This window comes from Paraglaciecola sp. (genome assembly GCF_039942875.1).
Classification (GTDB): Bacteria; Pseudomonadota; Gammaproteobacteria; order Enterobacterales; family Alteromonadaceae; genus Paraglaciecola.
Window position 1 is genome coordinate 253447 of the sequence record NZ_JBDVBQ010000024.1, and the last position, 22836, is coordinate 276282.

Sequence of the window (22836 nt, forward strand, 5' to 3'; positions counted from 1 at the left end):
ATATAACCTGAGCATCTGAAGATGCTCAGGCTCTAATTCACACTTAGAAAACCTAGTTATTCCATTGTCCGAGTCGAACGACTCAAAATTACCATGAGAGAATAAAATATAGATGGATCATCTATTAAAATTTAAGCCTATATTAAAGTCTAAAATATGGGGCGGTGACCGCTTATCTGCAATTTATAGTAGTTCAGAAGCCGACTCAAAGCACTTACCTGTTGGCGAAAGCTATTTGCTATCTGGCCTAACATGTGACGAATCTATTGTCTTAAACGGTGAGTTTGCAGGTCAGTCTTTGAGCCAGCTTATTGAGCGCTTTAAAGGTGAGCTTATCGGCGAGTCATCATATGAAAAACATCAACTCGAATTTCCTCTTTTAATCAAGGCAATTGATGCAGCGCAAGATTTATCTGTACAAGTTCACCCAAACGATGAACTTGCCCAGCAGTATCAACACGCTAATGGTAAAACAGAGTTATGGTACATAGTAGATGCTGAAAATGATGCCACCTTAATATCAGGGTTTTCGCAAAAGACGTCAGAACAAGAGTTTAAACAATATTACCAAGATGGCCGACTTATGGAATTGTTAAATGTCAAGCCCACTCAAAAGGACGATATTTTCTTTATTCAAGCCGGCAAAGTACACACCATAGGAAAAGGTAATCTAATCATTGAAGTTCAGCAGTCTTCAGATTTGACTTATCGAATTTTTGACTTTGACCGACGAGACGATGAGGGTAATTTAAGAGAATTGCACCATGATTTGGCTTACGAAGCGATGGATTATGATGACACAGATTCTGGAAGAGTATTAAATAGAAACAATGAGCTATCAAAAGACCCGATCATCGCGTGCGATTACTTTACTATGAACATGTTAAATGTTTATCAGACAATGGAGTGCAATTACGCAGAGTTAGACTCTTTTGTTGTATTGATTAACGTGGGCGACGATGCCCGATTACAATCAAAGTCTGATAGTTGTTCTGTTAATTTTCTAGAGGCGATATTGGTACCTGCAAAATGTCAAGGTATTACCATAGAACCTGAGTCAGATAATTGTAAGTTTTTAGAAGTATTTATTGAAAATTAAAGCTAGCCTATAATTTTTTAAATAAATGCTTGGCAGGTGGCGTTATATTGGTAACATTTGTCTCAGTAAATATTATTTAATAATGCTATGACTAATGTGAATAGAAATAATGGTAATCATATTGTTCACATATTGAAGTCGTAATATATCACTCTAGTTAAGAAAATTTAATGTCAATGAATGCAACGATTAAAGATGTCGCTAGTCTAGCAGGTGTATCATTTAAAACGGTTAGCCGGGTTATTAATGAAGAAGCCACCGTAAGTGAAGCATTAGAAAAGAAAGTCAAACAGGCAATAAAAGAGTTAAATTACAAACCTAACTTAAGTGCTCGGGGCCTTCGAGGTAGTACGTCTTCTATTGGTTTTTTATACGACAACCCGAATAGTAACTATGTTATTGATATGCAAAAAGGGATATTTGAAGAATGTAGCGCTTCGGGATATGAACTGCTTATTCACCCTTGTGATAGCACCAGCCGTCACTTAGATAGTGAAGTTTCAGAAATGATAATGCGCTCTAGAGTAGGTGGGTTAGTGTTAACACCTCCCATTTCAGACAACATTGACTTAATAAAAATATTGCATAATAAACAGATAAATTTTGTTCGAGTAGTATCAGGGGCGGCAATTCCTGATGAATTTGGTCCTTTTGTATTGATTGATGATAGGCAAGCAGCTTACGCTATCACTAAACACTTAATCAAATTGGGGCATAGTAATATTGGCTTTTTATGTGGTGATGTTGAGCACAAGAGTAACGCAGAGCGTTTGAAAGGTTTTAAGCTCGCGTTAGCTGATGCAGATATCAAGTTAGATGCCAATAATATAATTCCTGGTAGTTTCAGTTTTGACTCAGGGGTATCTCGGACAAAGTCTTTAATTGAAATCCGCAGAGAGCATTTACCAAGTGCAATATTTGCTTGTAACGATGAAATTGCAGCAGGTACCTTATTTGCTGCTCGTGTGGCGGGAATTGATGTTCCAAGTCAATTAAGTATCGCTGGTTTTGAGGATAGTCCTTTCTCTAGGCAAGCTTGGCCTTATCTTACAACAGCAAAGCAGCCAACTTTAGAAATTGCTAAAATAGCCACCAAACTGTTAATTAAAAAGGTTAGATCAGCAGATGTAACAGAGCAAGACTGCCAGGTATTTTGCCCCGAATTACTTATTCGTGACTCAACGGCTAGTTGTCGTTAACGTTTACAACTTTATTTTTTGATTTTAATGACAACGTTGTCTTTGTTGGTGGATGCATCGATAGTTGTTAAACGTCTTAGTTTTTACACTTCGGATTTAAGTTCGTACAGGAGAGTTAAATGTTATACGGGTTGAAGAACATGAAATTACATCAACCAAATCAAGGCTGGTTGGAGGATTATGTGGTTATTGTAAAAAACAAGATTATAGAGGCGATTGTTCCTCTCAGTGATACGCATTCAAGTATCCCTTTACATGACTTGGGCGGGGCGTACTTAACGCCTGGCTTTTTTGATACTCAAGTAAATGGTGGTGGTGGTGTATTATTTAATGATGAGACCAATGTTGAAGGAATAGCTAAGATTTTTGACGCTCATCTCCAATTTGGAACGACAGCAATTTTACCTACTTTAATTAGTGATGATCTTAGTAAAGTATCTACAGCCTTAGCGTCCATTGATAGTGCTATTGAAGCAGGTGAGGTGGGTATACATGGGGTTCATATTGAAGGGCCATTTATCAATCCCCAGCGTAAGGGAATTCACAATCAAGATAAGTTTAGATTACTTGACAAGGACTCTGTGAAACTACTGTCTTCTCTGAAACATGGAAAGCTACTTTTAACTGTGGCTCCTGAATTGCAAAATTTAGCGCATCTAACGTCTTTGGCTGAAGAAGGTGTCATAGTCGCGGCAGGACATACGGCAGCCACATATCCGCAAATGGTAGCTGCACTGAGATCTAATGTAACGTGTTTTACCCATTTGTTTAATGCAATGACTCCTTTGGCTACGCGAGAGCCTGGAGTTGTCGGTGCAGCTCTTGAAGACATCAACAGTTGGGTGGGTGTCATTGTAGATGGTCATCATGTACACGATAGTACCTTAAAAATTGCGCTAGCTGTAAAGCCTAAAGGTAAGGTTTTTTTAGTTACTGATGCAATGTCTACAGTAGGAGACGATAAAAACTGGTTCACTTTAGATGGTCAGACTATCACGTGTAATGGTGGCATGTGTGCCAGCGAAGAGGGAACACTTGCAGGCTCGTGTTTAGATATGCTGAGTGCAGTTAAAAACACCACAGTTAGACTGGGAGTTAGCTTTCATGAAGCGGTCAATATGGCGAGTTTATATCCAGCACAAATGATGGGGTTAGACCATGCGATTGGAAGTATAGAAGTGGGAAAAGAAGCCTCAATGTTAGCTATTGATAGTGAGCTTAGCATTACGCGGATATGGGTAAATGGAGCACTAAGGTCTCGATAATGTTTCAATTTTTTACCCTAAGAGTCTCAATATTCAAAAGATTAATAAATAAACACAAATTATTTTAAATTAATGTTAATTCTTGTTTGACAACGTTGTCTTATCCTAATAACTTATGCTCAACCAAGCCAAAAAAGTAATAATTATAATTTATAAAATTGGAATGTGGTCATAAATGTGCTTTAAATGACAACGTTGCCATTGGCTTGTTCATAACTGTAAATGTGATACTCATTAACAATAAAATTATTAAAGAGGGATTCCTATGAGTCTTTGGCTTAAAACTAATACTAATAAACATAAGAAATTTGCATTGTCTGCAACCGCAGCTTCAATTATTACTGCTATGGCAGGGGGGGCTTTTAGTGCTAACGCACAAGAGGTTGGAAGTGATGCAGACGAAGCTGAACTAATAGTCGTCAGAGGCGTAAGAGGCGCTTTGGAGAAGTCTGTTGCTTTGAAACGTGAAGCCGTTGGTATTCTTGATGCGGTGTCAGCCGAAGATCTAGGTAAATTGCCTGACTCTGATGTTGGAGAATCGTTAGGGCGTATTCCGGGAGTTAGTGTTGGTAGAGCATTTGGACAAGGCGCATCGGTTTCTATTCGCGGTACAGATCCTCAAATGACTTACACGACATTAAATGGTCAGTCAGTTTCTTCTACTGGTTGGTATGATCAAGAGGCAATTGATCGTTCATTTAACTATTCTATGTTGCCATCTGAACTAATCAGTGAAATGGAAGTGTACAAAACTGCTCGTGCTGACCTACCAGAAGGTGGTATCGGTGGAACAGTCATTGTTAAAACCAGAAAGCCACTATCACTAGACGCAAACTCTTTGTATTTAGGAACTAAATATTCTGTTGGCACGGTAAGTGACGATGGAACTGAGTTTTCAGGTTTATACAGTTGGAAAAATGAAGACAACAATTTTGGTGTTCTTGTTGCCGCCGCTGTGACTCAAGGTGACTATGTACGTCGTGGTACTGAAGCTGATACACGCTGGTCTAGCGATGTATCACCAACTACATTTATTCAAGAAAGAGATAGAAAGGCGTTTGATTTATCAGCTCAATATCGTCCTACTGATGCACTAGAAATTGGTTTTCATTTACTGAGCATGGAATTGGTGGGGGATAACTCTAACACCAGTCATTACATTTTCCATGAAGACAATTGTTCGTCTCGCAATGATGTCACATCTAATTACAACCCTAATGGCGTGTGTGTGTATAGTGAGACAACAGCAGACAATGCAACTGATTCATTTGTGCAGACGTGGGCTAGAGCCGCGTCTATGACATCTGACAGTGTTACATTTGACTTAAGTCATACAGGTGATAACTTTGAGGTTGATGTTGTTGTAGGTAAAACTAAGGCTGATGGCGGTACAGATTTAACTACTAACTACTCATATGGCTCATGGACTGAAGGAGCAAACTTACCTACCTGGACTGGTACGGTAGATGCAACCGGTAATCAGATAAAATTGACTCCAACCTCAGACCAAACGGTCACCTTAGATCATTTCCCAGATGAAATTAGTCCATCAGGATCTTGGGCTACCTTTAAAGGCCCTAATTCAGACCAAGAATCATATGCACAAGCGGACTTTGAATATTTCCTTGATAACGGTGTGATATCATCATTTAAAGGTGGAATTCGCTCAACTAGTCATGAACTAGAAAAAACCTCATACGCTTCAGTATGGGCTGATAGCGATGATATAGTGACCATTTCAACCAGTGAGTTATACAATGGTACATTAGAGATGGGGGCTAATGGTTGGTCTCACCCTATGCCAAATATTTCTGCAATGGTCTCAAATACACTCGATAATGTTGCTTCATGGGTAGAAGGGCGAGCCAATTATGGTTTGATTAAAGAAGATAATTTTGCTGTCTACGGTATGTTAGTATTTGAAGGTGACAATTATAGTGGTGATGTTGGTGTTAGGTATATTAATACAGACTCATCAGCAACAGGTTATAGCCTGGATGGTACTGAGTTAAGTGATGGTGATATTTCTGCTAACCAAGGTTGGGGTTATAGCTTAAACACTGTTGAATCAAGCTATGATGACTTTCTTCCTAGTTTTAACTTGAAGTATGAACTAGATGATAACGTTGTGGTTCGAGTGTCAGCAGCCCAAGCGATAACTCGTGCTAATTACGATAATATGTTTTTAGCGGCAATGAATGGCTATCAAGATACAACTCAAGGAAACGAAGAAGTTACCTTTGGTGACCCAGGTCTTTTACCGCAAAAAAGTAGTCAAGCAGATGTTGCCTTTGAGTACTATTACGGTGAAGGAAACTTAGTTTCAGTTGGTTTGTTTACAAAGAGCATTTCTAACTTTATTACTACGGACACTAAAGTTTCTCAATCAATCGGTGTGGTAAGCCCTGACATAGACGCTGACAGCTGGACAGTAAACCAGTATGTTAATGCAGGAAGCGGAAAAATAAATGGTGCAGAGTTCCAAGTTCAACATGCTTTCGAAAACGGATTTGGTGCTGTAGTTAACTATACATATGCTGATGCAAGCGCGCCGAAAAGTAGCTTTACTGATGAGCTACCTGTATTTACTTTGTCATCTAAGCACACTGCTAACGTAGTAGCATATTGGGAAAATGACAACTTTTCTGCAAGAGCCGCATACAATTACCGTTCAAAATACATGGTTCGTGAAACAGGCTGGTATGGTAATCGTATGCATGACGATTACGGAACGCTTGATGCTAGTTTTGGTTGGAATCCTAACGATGCCTTTAAAGTGACGTTAGAAATTGTAAATATTCTTGAAGAAGATGATATTCAATATGGTGCAGCTGACAAAGATACTGACGTCAAAGATGCATTAAAAGAAGGCTTTCCAGCTTGGTCATTTATTGGCGAGCGAACTATGAAAGTTGGACTTAGCTATAAATTCTAAATCGTAATTTTAGTTAAGTTAGTAAAATGAAAGCCCAACATATGTTGGGCTTTTTGTTTGTTGCAAGTTATTTAATATCACTGCAAATAATGAATACGCAAAACCTTGTGCCTATTGTCTTTCGATAAGTATTAAATTAGAAATTAAAAAAAGTATTAATTGTAAGGCGTCCATTATCGGGCTTAGTGCTAATACTTAAGTTTGGATTTGGGACAAAAGGGTTGTGTAGAATCGAACCAGGGTAAACGACTAGGCGATTGTATACTGCGTCAATTGAGCCGACTTTTTCAAAAAAATCACTGTTATTCAGACAATATGTTGGCTTAGGGAGTCGAGTGTTTAGCTCGTCATAATAAGCATCTAGGTATTTATCTACATTTTGTTTAGTTAACCTTTGAAGGCCGGTAGCTTTATGTTTGTAAAATGCAGTACCGCCTTGTTGTGGAGAACATAAATAAAATACCGCTGCAATATGTTCGGGTTCACTTGAGTCAAAATGTGGGGTGGATTGCAATGGAGTTAGTAATGACTCAGGAGTTGTCAACAAAGACATGGCGCACATACTTTTACGAATATCTTTGTTTTTACCAACATTAAATGTATTTTTTATTAAAGGTTCTAAAAATTTCGTTAAATTACATGAATAGTTTTCAGGGGCTGAGGCTCTGACTCCAGGATAGCCTTTACCTTCTTCGTAGCCAGGATACGGAGTAAAGCTACTCTCTCGTGCATATGACTCAATTGTATTAGGTTGCATTAGAAAGTTATCAATGCAAAGTGCTTTGAAATCTCCAATATTAACTGTTTTGATAATCTTATTTTTATTTATTTCGCAAGTTAAATTTTTCATGATAATAAGAAGATAATTTCGTTCTGGTATAGGTAAATATTGTACAATGCTTTATAATTATTGACAACGTTGTCTTTGTTTGGGTTTTATCAAGTATAAGACTATATAGGCCGTTGATTTTATAAGTATTATGAAGGAATTTTTAACGATGGTGCGAAGCAAGGCTGAACGATATTGGGTTGGTGTAGATGGTGGTGGAACTAAGTGTAAAGTTGTCATTATGAATGACCGTTTGGAGGTGTTAGCTAATTACATTAGCGGCCCCGCCAATCCTTACCAGGACTTATCACTGGCCATTAACTCTATTTCGTTGGGCATAGAAGAGGCAGCTAAGTTAGCGGGTTTACATAATAGGCAAAACAAATTTATCGTAGGGATGGGACTCGCTGGAGTTAATGTTCCTAGGGTATTTCAGCTTGTAGATAACTGGCAAAACCCATATAAGTCTTGTCATTTAACCACAGATCTTCATATTGCATGTTTAGGTGCTCATGAATCTGATGAAGGTGCTGTCATTGTTGCGGGAACGGGGTCTTGTGGCTATGCGACATCTAAAAATGATTCATTGCTAATCGGGGCTCATGGTTTTCCGGCCGGAGATAAAGGTAGTGGAGCATGGCTAGGGCTTAAAGCGGTAGAGTCAGTTTTACTCGCAGATAATGGCCTTTATCCTCCAACCATGCTAACTGAGTTGTTATTTGAGCAATTACAGGTCACAAGTTGTATTGAAATCGTGGATTGTATACAAAAAGCAAATCAAAATTATTATGCTCAATTTGCAATCCAAGTATTCTGTGCCGCAAATAAAGGTGATGTGGCGGCTCTCAAAATAGTTGATGATGGGGCTAAATACTTAAGTGATGTAGGCTTTAAATTACTGGATTTTGGCGCAAAAAGGTTAGCTATGATAGGTGGCGTAAGTCAAGCAATGAAAAAATGGATGAACCAAGAGTTGATAATGGAAGAGAGTGAACCTTTAAACTCACCAGAGTTTGGGGCCGTTTTGTTTGCTCGAAATCATGAAATGACATCATAGCCTAATGTAATTGTGATACATAAAGTTAGATATTTTAAAAACAAGATAACGCCAGTACAATATGAATAGCAATGTAAACTCGCTCACCGTTATACCCAAGCCTTATGAATTTAAGTGCCTAAAAGGGCGCTTTGTATTTAAACCTAATATAAAAATATGTTGTACTCCGTGTTTTTTAGGTGAGCTTAAGCGCGGGGTAAATTGGTTACAATTACGCACAGGCATAACATTTAAAATAGAAAGCTCAGGAGCTACAACTACTGATGATTTTGACAGAAAGTCAGATCCTTCCTCCAAATATTCTATTTATGTGACCAAAGATATTAACCTTAGTATAGAAGAATATTATCTACAGATAAATGAAGATTACATCAGCATTATTGCTTCCACAACAACTGGTATGTTTTACGCATTACAAACATTAAGGCAATTGTTGCCCAACTACGTTGAAACCAAAGATCTAAATTGTTGTGACGTTTACTTTGTTCCAGCTTTAGAAATAAGAGATTTACCAAGATTTTCATGGCGTGGAATGCATTTAGATGTTGCTCGCAACTTTATGTCTATGTCGTTTATTAAGCGTTTTCTGGATATCCTTGCATTACATAAGATGAACCGTTTACACCTACATCTTACTGATGATCAAGGGTGGCGAATCGAGATTAAGTCATTGCCTAAGTTGACTGAGTCTAGTTGTTGGAGGAAACAAACTACTGTTGGGCATGCTCTTGATTCTCATTTAGGATCTGATGGTGTTATTCATGGAGGATTCTATACGCAACACGAAATTCAAGAGTTAGTTGAGTATGCTGAAAAACGGCATATTACTATTGTACCAGAAATTGATTTACCCGGGCATATGGCAGCATTTCTCCACGCATATCCTGAATATGGTTGTACTAGTGCAATACCTGAGGTAGAAGAAAGTTTTGGTATATTTGAATACTTATTGTGTCCTTCTGAGAAAACATTTTCGATTTTAAATAAAATTTTTGCAGAGATAGCCGCACTATTTCCGGGGGAGTATATTCATATAGGTGGTGATGAAGTTGTTAAAAAACAATGGGAGCAAAGCTCTATTGTATCTAAGTTGATGCAAGAAAATGACTGGTACAATTATGAGCATGTTCATGGTTACTTCATTACTAGAGTGTCTAAAATACTTAACTCATATGGGAAAAAAGCAATTGGGTGGGATGATATTTTGCAAGGAGGTAACGCATATGGGACAACAATTATGTGTTGGCAAAGCACTGAAGTTGGTCGGAAAGCTGTTTTATCAGGTCACGACGTCATTATGACACCTTCCGCGTTTACATATTTCGATTTTTACCAATCATTCTCTGTAGATGAACCTCTGGCTATTCATGGCTGTACGTCACTATCAAAAGTTTATCACTATGAACCTGTTCCTAAATCACTTTCTAGTGCTCACGATGCAGGTAAAATCCTTGGAGTACAAGGTCAATTATGGAGTGAGTACTTTCACTCTCAAAGTCACGTTGAATATATGGCATTGCCTCGATTGACTGCACTAGCTGAAGTAGCTTGGTCTTCAAGAGCTGGCAAAGATTGGTATGACTTTAGTAAACGGTTAACATTTCTTTTAAAACGATTTGACGTGATAGGATTGGAATATTCGCACTCTGCGTTTGCTACTACTATTTCTTCGCAATCTTATGGTGAAGGTTTAAGTAGGAAGCATCATATCACTCTTCAGTCTGAGTTGAGTGAAGGTCTAGACTGGTATTATACTACGGACGGTTCATCACCCGTAAACGGGAAGAAGTTCACCTCTACATTTTTTGTTTCAGGTAATACTTTGGTTAGAGCGCATGCCAGGTGTATATCAAGTGGACGATGTTACTCAGAAAGTATTTTCCAAAGTATTAAAAGTAAGCTAATTGGTGCTAAAGTTAGTCTAAACAACTCTGTAGTGAACAGAGAGTGGAATTCTGAGCCAGAGAGTACACTAGTAAATGGTATTAGTCGGACAAATAATGTTTTTCATGCTGACGAGTGGGCCGAATTTCCCGAAGGTGAAATGATTGCAGAAATAGATACATCTAACGTACCAACATTTAAATGTATTACTTTAGGGTATACTGCCAACTTAAATCGACATTTTTTACCACCTAACTATATCGAGGTATGGAGTTCTGAAGATGGAGTAAGGTGGGATAAAATTGTTGCCGCTAGTGATGGTGATTTAACAATTAGTTCAAATCAAGTTTCTGTAAGTTTTCCAGAAATTACCTCTCGTTATCTAAAGTTAGTCGTAACGAACAGACGAGTCATTTTTGATAGACAATCCATGACTCATAAAAAGTCGGCATTATTTTTAGATCAAATAGCAATTTTATAATTGCAGTGCCGCTAATTCCTCTTTTAGCTTTAGGCAGTGGTTAATCCGTAACCACACTTAAAAAGAGGCTTTTTAGTCTCATGTTGAGGCCATTCGAAAGCCAATCTACCTTTAAAGTTTTTATCTCCAAATAAAACGTCAGCGACTCCTTGTCCTTCTGAACCGGGTAACCAAGCGGCGACAAAAGCAGATGACAGGGCTATCTCTTTATCCACAATAAGTGGTCGCCCTGAGACAAGTACCGTTATGACCGGTACGCCTCTATCAGTAATATTCTTGATAGTTAGTATATCTTCGGGGTGAAATTCACTTAACTCACGGGAATGGCCATAGGCTTCAAGCACTTTTACCTGACCATTGATATTGGTGCCGGATTCAATGACCTTTTTGTCATCTTTACGAATATCTCCTAAACCTTCAGAATAGGGGGTTTCGCCAATAACTACAATTGCAAACTCGTGCTGTTTAGGATCTGCATCTTTACCTTGGTTTTGACTGAGGCTAGCGTGTTCAGCCAATGAAGTAATCCCGTCCCATATTGACGTTCCACCTTGGATACTTTCGTTACCAGAGACTCCTTGCCAATTTATAGTAAACCCGCCGCATTGATGGCCTAAATTATTAGCATTTTTACCAGCCACTAAAAACTTAGCTTTTTTATCTAATGGCAAAATATTCTTTTCATGTTTGAGTAATACTAGAGATTTTTGCACAGCCTCACGAGCAACCTCTCTATGTTCAAGGGAACCAAATGAAGTATGGTTAGACCACTTTCTGTTTGCAGGGCTTGGTTTATCAAATAATCCAAAAGCAGTTTTAACTGTTAAAATACGCCTAACTGCATCATCTATTCGCGCTATGGGTACCGTTCCAAGTTGCACATGGCTGAGGAGGTTGTCGATAAACATAGCCCAATTTCGAGGAACCATGAACATATCGATCCCTGCATTAACCCCCATAGCTACCGCGAGGTAAAAGTCATCTGCTAGATAATCAATCCCTTGCATATCAGAGACAACAATTCCTTCAAACCCTAACTTTTCTTTTAATATGTCTGTTAATAAAAACTTGTGTCCATGGCACTTATCACCATTCCAGCTGCTAAAAGACACCATAATACTCAAGACTCCAGTATCAATCGCTTTTATGAAAGGAGGGATGTGAGTCTTTTGCAATTCTTCCCACGACAATATTGTATCGCCATGGTCAATCCCGTAAGTGGCTCCACCATCACCCACCCAGTGTTTCGCACATGCCATGATATGATCTTCTGATAAGTCTCCCTGTAAACCTTTCACTATTTCGGCTGCAAATTTGCCTACAGGTTTAGGTTTAGATGCATAGCTTTCATAGGTACGACCCCAGTGAGTATCGTGGGCAATAGCTAAGTTCGGCGCAAAACTCCAATCAACACCGGTTGCCAGTACTTCTTTTGCTGTGGTTATCGCGATTTTTTGCAATAGCTTAGTATCATTGGCTGCGCCTAAACCAATATTGTGGGGAAACACAGTTGCGCCAGTCACGTTGTTATTACCATGTACCGCGTCTAATCCATATAAAGTAGGGATCCCTAAATGACTCCCATCAGCTTGGCTTGACGCTTGCCAGTAGGCCTCATTCATTGCAACCCAACCCTCTGGGTGGTTGTTTTCAGGTCTAGAGCCTGCGCTACTTAATATTGAACCGATATGATATTGCCTAGCTTGCTCGGGTGTGCATGACATACGTTCGGCTTGCGTCATTTGACCTATTTTTTGCTCTAAGGTCATTTTACTAAGCAAATTATCCACTTTTTGTTGTATTACTCTATTCGCGAGTAAAGGTTGATCGGATAATTTCATCTAATATCTCGAACGAAGAGTGAATAAATATTGCATCTTATTTAACGTAAATTTTCGATTATTGACAGTGGCATGATAAATACGCCCTAATAATTTTACTGTTTTTAAGTTGCATAGTATTGGGTTCGAAGTGTCACTTTGAAGCATTACAGATTTTAGACTCGGTTTTCTTTACACTGATAGATTCATAAATAAATTTAATTTTGATACTTTTTATTAACATTATAACCATATTTTACTTTGATATTTACACAATATAAATAAGTTAAAATGAACCCAAGGTAAGGTCAATCGGACCGTTTTAATGAAAACGTTTTCTTAAATGTTAATATTAAAGTTGAAAATGTTAATGTTTAACAACTAGAACGTATGCATCCAAATCTAGTTTTCAACACTATTTTTGGATAGTTTTCTTCACATTTCTAATGTGGTTATTTAAAAATATTTAATCTTTTTGGTCGTGATATCGGTCCTTCTTGGCTTGTTTTTATTGCGTAATTTATTTGATTATTTAGCCTTCACAGTTTTTATATCAAGCAAGTATCGATTGCATTGCTGATATTAGAATTTAAGCTCATTCCTTCCTTAGTTAATTTTATATTGTCAATTTGAGGGAAGTACCCAAGTTACCCCTATTATATATGAAGAGATCATGGCGATGACAGTGTTTGCGCAACAATACCCAATGACAAGCGGTGAGTTCATCGATATGGCAGGAGAGCGTTATTACGCTATTCACCATGTTGATGAAATGAATCCATTTTTTATCAGTCTAGTGTCTGATAGCGATCATTGGATGTTTGTATCATCGACAGGCGGCTTAACTGCTGGGCGAGTATCACCTGAAACTGCGTTGTTTCCTTATGTACCAGTAGACCGCATTCATGATAGCGCATTACATACTGGCCCTAGGACAATGTTTAACATAGTTAAAGATTCAGAGGTTTATCAATGGCAGCCGTTTAACAGAGATTTTAATCGGCAATATAACACGGTCCAAAATCTATATAAGAACACTCTAGGTGACAAACTTTGTTTTGAAGAAATTAATCTAGACCTACAATTGGCGTTTCGTTACACCTGGAAAACAACAGATGAATATGGATTTAGCCGAGACTGTGAAATTGTAAATTTAAGCGATGGTCAGGTATCTATTGATTTGCTTGATGGTTTGCAAAATATTTTACCAGCAGGTACTCCACGTTTAACCCAAACTGTTTCAAGTAATTTAGTGGATGCCTATAAATGGACTGAATTAGACATCAACTCTGGTTTAGCTATGTTTACTGTGTATTCGGGGATAACAGATAGAGCTGCGCCTAGTGAGTCTTTGAAAGCTAATACAGTGTTTTCAGTTGGCTTGAAATCTCCAAAAATCTTGTTGAGTAGTGAGCAGTTAGAAAACTTTGGTAAAGGTAAGTCGTTGTCAACAGAGCACCATAAAAGAGGAGTTCGTGGCGCATATTTTGTAAATTCTAAGTTAACTCTGCAACCAAAAGGCAAGCAAACCTGGCAATTGGTGACAAACGTTGAGCAGAGCCAAGGCCAAATTATTAGTCTTATGACTAAATTGAAGGACAAAAGTGAATTATGTCACTCAATAGCTAAGTCAATTTCAGCTGGCTCTGATCAGTTATTGAAAATAGTAGCGGCAACAGATGGACTACAACTTTCAAATGAAGAAAATGTAGGTGTTCATCATTACGCCAATACTTTATTCAATAATTTACGAGGTGGGGTATTTGAAAATAAATACTCAATATCTACAGGGGATTTTATTGCAACTGTAAAGCTCTTTAATCAAGGGCTTTATAAAAATCATGTAGTAGCGTTGCAGCGATTAGCTAACACTATTGAGCTTAGTCAGTTTAATAGCGCTATTACAAAGCTAGATGATCCACAATTACAACGCTTAGCGAATGAATATTTGCCTATTAGTTTCGGGCGAAGGCATGGAGATCCTAGCCGGCCTTGGAATCAGTTTGAAATTAAGCTTAAAGACGATGACGGACAACCTTTATTGTCCTATCAAGGTAATTGGCGAGATATTTTTCAAAACTGGGAAGCGTTAACGTTTAGTTACCCTGAATTTATCGAAAATGTGATTTCTAAGTTTGTAAACGCTTCAACCGTTGATGGTTATAACCCATATAGAATCACCAAGCAGGGAATCGATTGGGAAATTGAAGAGCCCGAAGATCCGTGGAGCTTTATTGGTTATTGGGGTGACCATCAAATTATCTATCTTCAGAAAATGCTTGAGTTGTCCCATAAGTTTCATCCAGAACGTTTAAGTCAAAGATTACGCCAAGACGTATTCAGTTACGCCAATGTCCCTTACCGTATTAAAACATTTGAGAATATCTTACAAGACGCTAAAAATACGGTTGTCTTTGATGAGTACGCGGCGCAAATAATTGATAAGAGAGTTGAAGAAATTGGCTCAGATGGTAAATTGATTCTGGACGAAAATGACGAGGTGTACCAAGTTAATTTACTTGAAAAACTACTCGTACCTTTGTTGTGTAAGCTTGGAAATTTAGTGGTTGATGGTGGCATTTGGTTAAACACCCAAAGGCCTGAGTGGAATGATGCTAACAACGCCATTGTAGGCCAAGGGTTGTCTATGGTGACGTTGAACTATCTACGTCGTTATGTATGCTTTTTTCAAGACTTAATTGAAAAAGAGCAAGGGGATGTCTACGTCTCTTATGAAGTCGTCTTATGGTTACACGAGTCGAGTAAAATACTGTCAAGTTTATCTCCAAAATTGAATGGCGTTGAGATATCAAGCAGCTTACGTTTTCAAGTTTTAGAAGGCTTGGGTAAAGCTTCGTCTCGTTATCGTCAAGCCGTGTACCAAAATCAAAGGTTTAGCCATAAAATAGAATGTAATATAGAAAAGATAAAAGCACTATTAAGTTGTTCTTTAGTGGTTATCGAGCACAGTATTAAAACTAGCCAAAGTAAAGATGGGCTATACCACTCTTACAATTTACTGGAGTTATCAGCAGGTACTGCCGAAGTAAGAAATCTATATCCAATGCTAGAAGGGCAAGTTGCGGCCTTGAGTTCAGGGGCAATGTCGACCGAGCAAGCCATAGGCGTTATTAATAAATTGTTTGAGAGTGATATTTATCGCTCAGACCAAAAAACATTCATGTTATACCCTGATCGGACTCAAACCCCGTTTTTAGAGAAAAACCTAATATCAGAATCGTTAATTAAGAGCTCAACATTCCTCGTCGAGATGCTGAAATTGAAAGATGAAAATATTGTCTTGAAAGATGCTAATGGCTGTTATCGTTTTAATTCTAACCTTAAAAATAACAGCGATCTTTTAGTTCAACTGGATAAAGCAAAGCTAACCTATGAAAAACTAGACGGCCAAGAAGTGAGTCTAATTGAAAGTATTTATGAGGAAGTATTCAATCATAGTGCTTTCACAGGGCGCTCTGGAGGAATGTTTGGCTTCGAAGGCTTAGGTTGCATCTATTGGCATATGGTATCTAAGCTACTCTTAGCGATTAAAGAAAATTACGACTTGAGCGTTAGGAAAGGTGCTGATGCTGAAGCCCTAAAAATCTTGGCAGAACTTTATTATAGAGTGAGAGAGGGAATAGGATTTAATAAAACACCTGCTGAATACGGTGCGTTTCCTTGCGACCCTTATTCACATACTCCCAAGCATGCGGGGGCGCAGCAACCAGGTATGACAGGGCAGGTTAAAGAGGAGATTCTGACTCGTTTTGGGGAGTTAGGTGTTGAAGTTGTAGCTGGTAAAGTAAATTTTGCTCCCAGAATGTTAAGGCAGAAAGAGTTTCTTCATGAGTCCCAAAACTTCCACTACCTTGATGTAAATGGAAATTGGCAACAGACTTTGTTACCCGAAAATAGTTTGGCGTTTACTTGGTGCCAAGTGCCAATTATTTATGAGTTATCTGCAGAAAATCCACAACTATCCCTTACTTTAAGTGATGGCCGCATCATTCGAGATGAAAAATTAACTTTAAATTCTGAGTTTAGTCGTGCTTTGTTTTCACATAATGGAATAATTAATCAAGTACACATTACTGTTAACCTAACACAGTTATATCAAATACATTAACCTCCTCTCGGAAGCTATTCATTTTGTCAGCACACTAGGAATTGTGTTGACAAACCTTAGCACCAATTTTTTGATTCAAGCTAAAAATAAACACATCATTCATTGTCTTTTCAGTTTTAAACCGAGCAATTTTTCATCCTTATTTTGATTTAAAAAGCAATTACGATTGCTTTTTATAAGCTATTGCCTATTTTTTAATGGTAATAAGTACCTTTGAGTTGCCATTGTTCATAAATACAAATAATAAAGCTTTCATTTTGTTTTGTATTAATTGAGTTTTCTCAAGTTAGAGTTAGCTTCTGGCAAGGTTAACTGGGAACACTTTAGAAAACTAAGATAAAAATTAAACAAACCTTGTTGTTCTGCCGATGACCAAAGGTAGAGGGTAAATTAATTGCCATAATTCTAATGGTGTTTATTGCTTATATAAACATAAAATAATTCATGTTTAACCTAGACACGTTTAGTTTGAGCTTCAAACTTTTTGTGGGCCAAGCCCGATAGACATAGTAATCAGGGATACTTTGATAGATAACAGGAAATTGGATAAAAGATGTTTAACAATAAAAAGTCACAAGTGGAAATTTCAAAGCTAAAAGAATGTCTGCACCTCAAAAGACAAGTCTTAGATAGTTTAAGTCAAGAAATGCTTCATATAGAGCTATCGGAACAGGGAGTTATTCAGAATGTTAATCCACTGTTTTTATCAGAAACTGAATTGCCAAAACAATATGTAATCAATGCTAAATTCACGGATTTAGTTCACAAAAAGTCACGTACAACCCCACACTTTGGTCAGTTAAAAAACGCGATTGAAAAAAAGTTACATTGGTCAGGTGCCGTGGAGTTACAAAATGGCGATAACGTAATTTGGTTGCGAGTTATTTTGCAGCCAATTGTTGATATTAGCGGAAAATGTAAGTCATTTGATGTTTTTGCAAATAATTTAACTAGAACCATAGACAAGTCGGTTCATCAGGACAATATGATGTCGGCCTTGCTTAGATCTATGGCGGTTATCGAGTTTAATCCGGATGGATTAGTTGAACATGCAAATGAACTCTTTTTGCAGGGCATGGGTTATAAATTTGAAGAAATTCAAAATAAACATCATAGAATGTTTTGCTCTGATGAAGAAACCAGCTCACCAGAATATGCTGAGTTTTGGAGAAAATTGAATGAAGGACAATTCATTGCATCCCGCTTTAAACGAGTTGATAAACATAACAATATAGTGTGGTTAGAAGCAAGCTATAACCCTATATTTGATAACTATGGAAAACTTTATAAAATTGTAAAATTCGCAACTGTGATTACCGATCAAGTGTTACTAGAGGAACGTACAAATAATGCGGCTATGATTGCATTTGATATTTCTCAAACGACGGATGAAAATGCGAAGCAAGGTGCTGAGTTAATGCAACAAACAGCACAAGTTATGCAGCAATTAGATGGACAAATGACATTTGCGTCGGAAAATATCGATGCGCTAGAAGTTCAATCAAAAACTATCAGTACGATTATACAAGCCATCAGTAGTATTGCGGATCAAACTAATTTACTCGCATTAAATGCAGCGATAGAAGCAGCAAGAGCAGGTGAACAAGGAAGAGGATTTGCTGTGGTTGCAGATGAGGTAAGAGAGTTAGCGTCACGAACTAGTCGATCAACAAAAGAGATTGTAGATGTGGTTTCAAAGAACCAAGAGCTGACAAATAAAGCTGTATCTACTATTAATGACAGTAAAACAACAGCCAATGATGTGGCTGAACGTTTGAGCCATACTAATAATGTTATCGAGGAGATTCGTATTGGAGCGCAGAAAGTGGTTGAAGCAGTGTCGCAGTTTGTGACTAATTTAGATGAAAAAAAGTAGTCGACTCCTTTTAAATGTTGTTTATATATTTTAGCAATTTAGAAGCTCAAATACTAATTTAGCCCTTTGGTCATTATTTTATCTAAGGGCTTTTTACTGTCTAACATTTAACTTTTTGTAGGGGCAAGCCTTAGTATCAGGCTTTAATAATGTATATTTTGATAAATATTAAGATCTTATTTAGGTGGGTTGGGTAGGTAAGGGATTGCCCGTGATGAACAGTAGGTCAATAAGACAACTGAGTGAGAGCATATTAATTACGTGATTTAAGCCTTAAAACAGCTACGCACCCAGTTATATCCGCTAAATATTTAGTCTTTAATTAAAATAGTTTCTAATTCTTCTAATGATTTACCTTTTGTCTCAGGCAAAAATTTAAGAATAATTGCAAGGCCAATTAACGCAAATCCTCCATAAAAAGCGAAAGTGAATGCAGCCCCTAGGTTAGCTAATTCCCAAGGAAATAGTAGCTGTACTAAAAAGCTTACCCCTGAGTTAATTAATCCCACAAAAGAAATAGCGATACCGCGAATTCGGTTAGGGAATAATTCTGAAAACAATACCCACATCACAGGCCCAAGTGAGACTGCAAAGCAGGCTACAAAGCCTAAAATACTTAATAATATAACCGCTCCATTCATTTGTATTGCGGCTGCCACTAAACTTGATTCATAAGACGCAGCTTGGGTTGAACCTAATAGCTCTAATAACGCCGCTTTAAAGGTTAAATCGCTTGTAAATGTTGTCCCTATAATAGTTTGTAGGCTGGTTATATCTATGCTTGATGCTAGTGGTGCCAAAGACTGTGCGGTTAATGTATAAGTGGCCGCATTAAACTGATATGCCAAAGTAAACATACACACAACTATACCTGATACACCTATGACTAATAGTAATTTACGGCCAATTTTATCAATGAGTGCTATGGCAACTAAGGTAAATACCACATTAGTTATGCCTACTAGTATTGCTTGTATAAATGAAGCGTCTGTCCCTATTCCGGTTTGTTCAAATATCATCGGAGCGTAGAAAAATACGGCATTGATACCGGTAATCTGCTGTAGTATTGCGATAGAAATACCTACAACCATCACTAATCGCATTGAAGGTTTTAACAGATCTAAAATGGACCCTTTATTTGGGTTCTTATCAGTTGATAAGCTCAAAGTAATTTGCGCTAATTGTTCGTTAGCCTCTTGTTCTCCTTGAGCTTTTTTTAGAGTCACTAAAGCTTTATCATATTTGCCTTTCATTATTAGCCAACGAGGGCTTTCTGGAACAAAAGACAAACAAATGAAATAAAGTAGGGCAGGTATGGCTTCTATACCTAACATCCAGCGCCAATTTGATGAGTCTAACTGTAATGTCTCAATGAATTGGTTATCCCAATCTGTAGCTTTCAATATTAGAAAGTTTGTAAAGAAAGCAACGGAAATGCCTAAAACGATATTAAGTTGGTTCAAGGAAACCATACGCCCACGGTATTTAGCAGGGCCTATTTCTGCAATATACATTGGGGCAATAATTAATGCCGCTCCAACGCCCAATCCTCCTAACATGCGAGCAATGACTAGCGTGAGAAAATTTGGAGCAAAGGCTGAAGCTATGGCCGATAGAAAAAATAAGGCAGCTGCACATTTTAATATGACTTTTCTACCGAATTTGTCGCTTAAAGGTCCAGCGGTCATCATTGCGAAAGTGGCGGTTAAAGATAATGAAGCAACGGCCCAACCTAATTCAATTTTTGATAAGTTAAACTCAGGTTCAATAAACTTCACAACTCCAGAGATTACAGAGGCGTCAAATCCCATTAAGAAGCCGCCCAAGGCGACAATCAGAGATACATAAAATACGTAAGCAATGGAAATTGGCTGTTTTTTATTCATTAATATTTCCCCGAAAAATTCAATATTTTAATTTGTTAAGGGCTTGTTAGGATAAGAATGTTGGCAACGCTAGACTATTTGTTAACAAATAGTTGTCAATTGCGTTTAAGCGGTCTGCATTATAGACAAGGTGGACCATTATACTGGCTACGTAAGTTTCGCGAGTGTAAACTGTTTTTTGTTATAAATGTTAGTGGTAAGTGAATTTTTGCTACTTTATTTGTTTGAAATTAGTAACGTGTTTTTAGTGTTACTTAGTAAACCAAGGTGTGTTTTTAGTGTGCAATAAATTTTGTTTACAGCAGTTTGCAATTATATGTAGTGGTAAGGCTTTATGGTAACTATGGAACCATATAAGGCAAACCAAAAGAATAAAAGTTTGGTTATATATAAATTTTGGCTACTTCATGTTGGCTTTTGGGTTTTTGTAAGTGGTATTAGTTTTTTATCTTTAACCCTTTGGTATGGTCCATATAATTGGAGTCATTTATTGCATATGTTTTTGCAAGCTGTCTTTGGCGTAATGTTAACCATAGGTTTATACTTTGGCTTTATACGTATCTGGCATGCCAAGTTTAGTTGTCGCACTATTTTAGGGTTAAGTATGGTGATAGCTGTATCTTTTATTTGGACATTTTTTAGAATAGAAGCGTTTATCTTGTTAACTGGTCAACAAACTGAATGGGGGGAGTTCGGGGGCTGGCATTTCGCAAGTATGTTTATATTTTTGTGTTGGGCCGGATTGTTCCATGGCATTCGTTACAATGATTTGTTGCAAACTGAGCATAGCATTATGCTAAAGGCTGAAGCTGAAACAAGAGAAGAACAATTAAAAAGAATACGCGCACAGTCTATTGCCAGAGACGCACAAATAAAAATGTTGCGTTACCAGCTTAATCCTCATTTTTTATGTAATACCTTAAATGCAATTAACTCTCTTGTTGAAGTTGGGGAGCCTGAAAAGGCGCAAAAGATGACAGTTCAACTGAGTCGATTTTTACGCCATTCCTTAGACAATAACCCAGACACAAAAATAACGCTAAAAAATGAAATTGCAGCTATTAATTTATATTTGGAGATCGAGAGGACTCGTTTTGGTGAACGGTTAGGGTTAGATTTTAAAATTGAAGATGATGCGCAAATTGCGCTGGTACCAAGTTTATTATTGCAACCCATTATTGAAAACTCTATGAAACATGCTATTTCACTAAATGAATTAGGAGGCATGATCTGCCTAGAGGCACGTGTCAGGGAAGGGCGTTTAATTTTAGAATTGAGTGACACCGGTAGTGGCAGTAAAATTGGTAAGAGTAAAATGGAAAGCTCAAAAGGTAGGGGGGTGGGCATACGTAATACCAATGAAAGGCTGAAAGCCTTGTATCAAGAAGATTTTTCCATCGATATTGATATTCTTGCCTCTGGTGGTTTGAAGACCACTATTAATATTCCTTGGGAATACGCATCAACGAATATTAGTTTTGTTAAAAGTGAAGGTATTTTGAGTGCCCGTGATGAGCTGCATATATGATTAAATTAAAGACGCTGATAGTTGATGATGAGCCATTGGCTTTAAAATTACTTCAAGCAAAAATAAGTAAAATTCCAGAAATTGAAATTGTAGGTCAATGCGGTAATGGGCGAGAAGCTATCGCAGCCATCATGGACTTGGCCCCAGATTTGGTTTTTTTAGACATTCAAATGCCTGGCCTTAATGGGTTTGATGTGGTTAAAAATTTACAAAGTGACGTTGCTCCACTTATAGTATTTACTACGGCTTATGAGCAATATGCATTAGATGCGTTTGATGTGCATGCAGTGGATTATATTTTAAAGCCAATCGACGATGAAAGAATTACAAGAGCTATCGAACGGGCTAAGCAACGTGTAACAAGTACTCAATCGAACGGTAGTAAACCGAGTATTTTAGGGGCGATAGACGCTATTCACCATAATTATCAAAACGAAGCTTTAATGCCAATAGTCACGCCTGCCACTATTATTGAGCAAAAGGTTGAACCTAAAGTTGTTATTAAAGATCGCGATGAAATCACTATATTGAAACAATCTGAAGTAGAGTGGGTTGATGCCGCAGGTGATTATGTGTGCCTTCACGCTAAGGGACAAACGCATATAAAACGTAGCACCTTAAAAGAGTTATTGACTGAGTTAGACGAAACATTATTTAAGCGCGTACATAGGTCAACTATTGTTAATTTAAACTTTATTAGAAAAGTTATCCCCCACACGAAAGGAGAGTTTTTTTTACAGTTGGGCGAGTATGAGAAAATTAAAGTTAGTCGCAATTATAAAGATGCGATAAAACATTTTTTAGCCGGTGAATAACGAAAAGTCTCAGTTACCAAGACTTTTCGTATG

Annotated in this window: 13 protein-coding genes; 10 read left to right on the forward strand and 3 right to left on the reverse strand. The window is 37.6% G+C overall.

Annotation, left to right across the window (positions count from 1 at the left end):
- The first annotated feature begins 112 nt into the window (after positions 1–112).
- The 4 genes from ABJE44_RS07670 (at position 113) to ABJE44_RS07685 (ending at position 6498) form a co-directional block, all read left to right on the forward strand.
- Positions 113–1099 (forward strand): type I phosphomannose isomerase catalytic subunit, encoded by a 987-nt coding sequence (locus ABJE44_RS07670; protein WP_348112459.1) that lies wholly within the window; start codon positions 113–115, stop codon positions 1097–1099.
- 176 nt (positions 1100–1275) lie between these two features.
- Positions 1276–2298 (forward strand): LacI family DNA-binding transcriptional regulator, encoded by a 1023-nt coding sequence (locus ABJE44_RS07675; protein WP_348112580.1) that lies wholly within the window; start codon positions 1276–1278, stop codon positions 2296–2298.
- A 119-nt stretch (positions 2299–2417) separates the two neighbouring features.
- Positions 2418–3563, forward strand: coding sequence for an N-acetylglucosamine-6-phosphate deacetylase (gene nagA, locus ABJE44_RS07680; RefSeq protein WP_348112460.1), 1146 nt, complete (start codon positions 2418–2420; stop codon positions 3561–3563).
- A gap of 265 nt (positions 3564–3828) precedes the next feature.
- Positions 3829–6498, forward strand: a complete 2670-nt coding sequence (locus ABJE44_RS07685) for a TonB-dependent receptor (RefSeq protein WP_348112461.1) — start codon at positions 3829–3831, stop codon at positions 6496–6498.
- A gap of 136 nt (positions 6499–6634) precedes the next feature.
- On the opposite strand, the gene ABJE44_RS07690 is transcribed toward ABJE44_RS07685, so the two are convergent.
- Positions 6635–7348, reverse strand: a complete 714-nt coding sequence (locus ABJE44_RS07690; RefSeq protein ID WP_348112462.1) for a DUF6445 family protein — start codon at positions 7346–7348, stop codon at positions 6635–6637.
- 148 nt (positions 7349–7496) lie between these two features.
- On the opposite strand from ABJE44_RS07690, the gene ABJE44_RS07695 reads away from it, so the two are divergent.
- Positions 7497–8384 (forward strand): BadF/BadG/BcrA/BcrD ATPase family protein, encoded by an 888-nt coding sequence (locus ABJE44_RS07695; protein ID WP_348112463.1) that lies wholly within the window; start codon positions 7497–7499, stop codon positions 8382–8384.
- A gap of 61 nt (positions 8385–8445) precedes the next feature.
- A complete protein-coding gene (locus tag ABJE44_RS07700; RefSeq protein WP_348112464.1) occupies positions 8446–10749 on the forward strand; it encodes a family 20 glycosylhydrolase in 2304 nt (767 codons plus the stop codon).
- 29 nt (positions 10750–10778) lie between these two features.
- Here ABJE44_RS07700 and ABJE44_RS07705 read toward each other — a convergent pair whose 3' ends face one another.
- On the reverse strand, positions 10779–12590 hold the full coding sequence (locus ABJE44_RS07705; RefSeq protein ID WP_348112465.1) for a glycoside hydrolase family 3 protein: 1812 nt from the start codon (positions 12588–12590) through the stop codon (positions 10779–10781).
- 652 nt (positions 12591–13242) lie between these two features.
- On the opposite strand from ABJE44_RS07705, the gene ABJE44_RS07710 reads away from it, so the two are divergent.
- Together ABJE44_RS07710 and ABJE44_RS07715 are read left to right on the forward strand one after the other, a co-directional pair.
- Positions 13243–16698, forward strand: coding sequence for a hypothetical protein (locus ABJE44_RS07710; protein ID WP_348112466.1), 3456 nt, complete (start codon positions 13243–13245; stop codon positions 16696–16698).
- A gap of 553 nt (positions 16699–17251) precedes the next feature.
- Positions 17252–18574, forward strand: coding sequence for a methyl-accepting chemotaxis protein (locus ABJE44_RS07715; RefSeq protein WP_348112468.1), 1323 nt, complete (start codon positions 17252–17254; stop codon positions 18572–18574).
- 311 nt (positions 18575–18885) lie between these two features.
- Here the strand turns inward: ABJE44_RS07715 and ABJE44_RS07720 are convergent, their stop codons facing one another.
- Complete coding sequence (locus tag ABJE44_RS07720; RefSeq protein ID WP_348112469.1) at positions 18886–20460, reverse strand: sugar porter family MFS transporter; 1575 nt, start codon at positions 20458–20460, stop codon at positions 18886–18888.
- 379 nt (positions 20461–20839) lie between these two features.
- Here ABJE44_RS07720 and ABJE44_RS07725 point away from each other — a divergent pair, with 379 nt between their 5' ends.
- Both ABJE44_RS07725 and ABJE44_RS07730 read left to right on the forward strand, forming a co-directional pair.
- A complete protein-coding gene (locus ABJE44_RS07725; protein ID WP_348112470.1) occupies positions 20840–21988 on the forward strand; it encodes a histidine kinase in 1149 nt (382 codons plus the stop codon).
- Positions 21985–22803, forward strand: coding sequence for a LytTR family DNA-binding domain-containing protein (locus ABJE44_RS07730; protein ID WP_348112472.1), 819 nt, complete (start codon positions 21985–21987; stop codon positions 22801–22803). Before ABJE44_RS07725 ends, ABJE44_RS07730 begins: the two co-directional genes overlap by 4 nt.
- Positions 22804–22836 lie beyond the last annotated feature (33 nt).

What these genes read in the sequence shown, in the direction of transcription:
- ABJE44_RS07670 (WP_348112459.1), top strand. Translation starts at nt 113, where the DNA reads ATGGATCATCTATTAAAATTTAAGCCTATATTAAAGTCTAAAATATGG.
- ABJE44_RS07675 (WP_348112580.1), top strand. Translation starts at nt 1,276, where the DNA reads ATGAATGCAACGATTAAAGATGTCGCTAGTCTAGCAGGTGTATCATTT.
- nagA (WP_348112460.1), top strand. Translation starts at nt 2,418, where the DNA reads ATGTTATACGGGTTGAAGAACATGAAATTACATCAACCAAATCAAGGC.
- ABJE44_RS07685 (WP_348112461.1), top strand. Translation starts at nt 3,829, where the DNA reads ATGAGTCTTTGGCTTAAAACTAATACTAATAAACATAAGAAATTTGCA.
- ABJE44_RS07690 (WP_348112462.1), bottom strand. Translation starts at nt 7,348, where the DNA reads ATGAAAAATTTAACTTGCGAAATAAATAAAAATAAGATTATCAAAACA.
- ABJE44_RS07695 (WP_348112463.1), top strand. Translation starts at nt 7,497, where the DNA reads ATGGTGCGAAGCAAGGCTGAACGATATTGGGTTGGTGTAGATGGTGGT.
- ABJE44_RS07700 (WP_348112464.1), top strand. Translation starts at nt 8,446, where the DNA reads ATGAATAGCAATGTAAACTCGCTCACCGTTATACCCAAGCCTTATGAA.
- ABJE44_RS07705 (WP_348112465.1), bottom strand. Translation starts at nt 12,590, where the DNA reads ATGAAATTATCCGATCAACCTTTACTCGCGAATAGAGTAATACAACAA.
- ABJE44_RS07710 (WP_348112466.1), top strand. Translation starts at nt 13,243, where the DNA reads ATGGCGATGACAGTGTTTGCGCAACAATACCCAATGACAAGCGGTGAG.
- ABJE44_RS07715 (WP_348112468.1), top strand. Translation starts at nt 17,252, where the DNA reads ATGTTTAACAATAAAAAGTCACAAGTGGAAATTTCAAAGCTAAAAGAA.
- ABJE44_RS07720 (WP_348112469.1), bottom strand. Translation starts at nt 20,460, where the DNA reads ATGAATAAAAAACAGCCAATTTCCATTGCTTACGTATTTTATGTATCT.
- ABJE44_RS07730 (WP_348112472.1), top strand. Translation starts at nt 21,985, where the DNA reads ATGATTAAATTAAAGACGCTGATAGTTGATGATGAGCCATTGGCTTTA.